This window comes from Blautia hominis (genome assembly GCA_002270465.1).
Lineage (GTDB): Bacteria > Bacillota > Clostridia > Lachnospirales > Lachnospiraceae > Blautia > Blautia hominis.
Genome location: NQOF01000025.1, coordinates 1 through 810, shown reverse-complemented (window position 1 = coordinate 810; position 810 = coordinate 1). Strand labels below are relative to the sequence as shown.

The 810-nt window shown below is 41.2% G+C and carries 1 pseudogene; it reads right to left on the bottom strand.

From position 1 onward, the window contains the following. Positions 1 to 539, bottom strand: a pseudogene (locus CI595_RS27280) (IS110 family transposase); the annotation flags it as partial. Between the last annotated feature and the right edge of the window lie 271 nt (positions 540 to 810).

The following is an 810-nucleotide window of genomic DNA, read 5'->3' as shown; positions in this document are numbered from 1 at the left end:
AGCATTCGGTGTCGGAGCCTCCTTGAGGAGGGGATAGACAGAACTTTGATGCACACCGGACTTAAGGAAGTGTTGGAGCTCGGAGAAGACCTCATCAAGGCAAGAAGTCCGCTGTATTAAACGGGTATGCTGCTTAACGGTCTTCTGCCAGAACCGTCCAAGTTCTTTGAGTTCAATGTAATCCAGATCCTCTAAGGTCATAAACCTTAAGGAATCCTGTGTCATAAGGGTTATAGCAATAACAAACGTATCAACTTTATCTGTTTTGTCTTACGTATAGACGATGTTGATAAAGGGTTTAGTACACACACTTTATCCTTACAGATAATAAACAGAACAAGGTTGCCACCGTAGTGTGCCGTTGATCCAAGACCTATGATGATGCTGTTCTGGTCAAGTGGTGCCAGATTGGAAAGCAGCAGATAGAAGCCATCATAGTCATTTGTAAAATTGAGCGGCTCAATGAGTATCTCGCCCTTTAAAGAGATCGCAGAGGCGAAGTGGTTAAACTTGGCAATATCAATGCCTACGTAAATCATGAGGTTGTACCTCCTTTTCATAAAGTCTGATACCGTTATATCCGCCAACAATTATCATCGTAGACTTGATTGAAAAAAGTACTCTGAGTAAAAACACTCCGGCAACATCCAGCTAATAAACAACCCAGATAGAAGTGGCGGCAATATACTCCTGTCGAGTAGGCAAGCTACAGAAAAGAATCAAAAGTCCACGGTATCTGAATGTGTTAAACCACAGTATAAGAAAAATGAAAGGAATATCTTGTTTTTGCTTCTATAAACATCATACAAG